This window comes from Alkalibacterium sp. m-11 (assembly GCF_054658155.1).
Genome location: NZ_BAAGIR010000239.1, coordinates 1 through 1,859, shown reverse-complemented (window position 1 = coordinate 1,859; position 1,859 = coordinate 1). Strand labels below are relative to the sequence as shown.

Below are 1,859 nucleotides of genomic sequence, written 5' to 3'. Positions count from 1 at the left end.
CGATAGCGGTCACACTTACTCCTTCTTCTTTTTTGATATTGGACCGATTTAACAGGGTTCCGACTGTAAATTGTTTGATAAAGTGATCAATACTCGAATAAAACTCGTTTTTTTCTGAATTATTTGGTAAAATGTTAGCCATAAGACATCTCTCCTTGGAATGTTGGTAGTGGTACTCACATTTTACCAAAGAGAGCTGTCTTTTTCTTTACCTTTAAGCTGATTAATCTAAATAATCCTTATAATGTAAAGGATAGAACGGGGTTCTTAGGGGTGCGAAACTTGAGAAACTTATTATACGAGTTAAGAACAATTCTTAACTACAAACTTATTATACGAGAGGAGGAAGAAATAATGGATACTATTGAAAATTTAATCAGGGAGGCAAGCATCTATTTGGAAGATATGGGTTATTCAGAAGGGACAAAAATTCGTTATAAAAGTTGCTGGAACTGCTTTAAAAAGTACGCAATATTGAATAACACTTATGATTTCACTATTGATTTTGGATATAGTTTTCTTATGAATCATTATAAAATCGATTTTGATTCAAATTTAACGCCATATCAAAGATTTGCTGTTCGCTCTATAAAAGTCTTAAATAGTATTTCTAAGGGAGAGCCGGTTAATAAATGTTATCATCGTAAAGGTCTTCAAGTACCACCTTGCTATTTTGAAATCCTTAAGGATTATATAGAATTCTTAAAGAAATCAGACTTATCAGATAAGACTATTGAGGGGAAAAAGTTTAACATCATGCAATTCCTTCATTTTCTTGAGACAAATGGGATTACTAAAATCTCAAATGTACAATCAAAAATTATCTTAATTTATATCGATTCATTAAGGAATTATGCAACATCTACAAAAGTTACTATTCTGCATACTTTAAAAAGCTTCTTTAATTTTTTAACCACAAACAATTATAATACTCACCAATTATCCCATTTTTTTCTGATTATTCGATCAAATAAACTTGAAAAACTACCCTCATATTACACAAATCATGAAATTCAAACTATTCTCTCTCATGTAGATCGAAATACAGCCATCGGGCGGCGTGACTATCTCATTTTGATATTAGCGATTCAGCTAGGTATGAGAGCTGGAGACATCAGAGACTTGAAGCTAAATGATATTAAATGGCACTTAGAAAAAATTGAAATAATTCAAGGTAAAACAAAAAACTCTTTGCAGTTACCATTAAGCGAAGGTTTAAAATACGCATTAATTGATTATTTGAAGAATGGCCGACCAGTAAGTGACGACCCCCACATTTTTATTAGACATAGAACGCCTTATGGGCGTTTTGAAAAAGGCAATGTATTTTGGAGTGTTATCAATAAGTATTTAGTTCTTGCCAAAATTGATGTTAAAGATAGAAAACGTGGTCTTCATGCAATGAGACACAGTTTAGCAAGTAATCTTTTACAAGAAAACATACCATTACCTGTTATTTCAGGAATATTGGGTCATGAAAACTCAAATACGACAATGGAATATCTCCGTATCGATATCAATCAACTTCGCATGGCGGGATTGGAGGTGCCTCTATGATAGAAACAAACAAAAAGTACACGTTTGATGGCCCTTTTGCTACTTATTGTTCAATGTATGTTGAATATAAGATAGGGCTAGGGTATAAATTCCAAGTGTCTTCTTATTACTCAAGTTTTGCAGTTGAATATCCAGGTTTAACCCTTGCGGTTATTGAAACTTCTTATAAATAATCATCAAAAAACACACAAAAAGACACCTCTCTTTGGTAAAATGTAGTCACCATAACAACATTCAAAGGAGAGATGTCTTATGACTAATATTTTACCAGAAAAATCAGAAAATCACGAGGTTGAATCGAC

General features: G+C 32.4%; 2 protein-coding genes. Both read left to right on the top strand.

Annotated features, from left to right (window positions below; translation table 11 throughout):
• Positions 1-354: 354 nt before the first annotated feature.
• Positions 355-1,557, top strand: a complete 1,203-nt coding sequence (locus ACYQ2O_RS12095) for a site-specific integrase (RefSeq protein ID WP_346023671.1) — start codon at positions 355-357, stop codon at positions 1,555-1,557.
• A complete protein-coding gene (locus ACYQ2O_RS12090) occupies positions 1,554-1,730 on the top strand; it encodes a hypothetical protein (RefSeq protein WP_346023672.1) in 177 nt (58 codons plus the stop codon). The genes ACYQ2O_RS12095 and ACYQ2O_RS12090 overlap by 4 nt, the downstream gene beginning before the upstream one ends.
• Positions 1,731-1,859 lie beyond the last annotated feature (129 nt).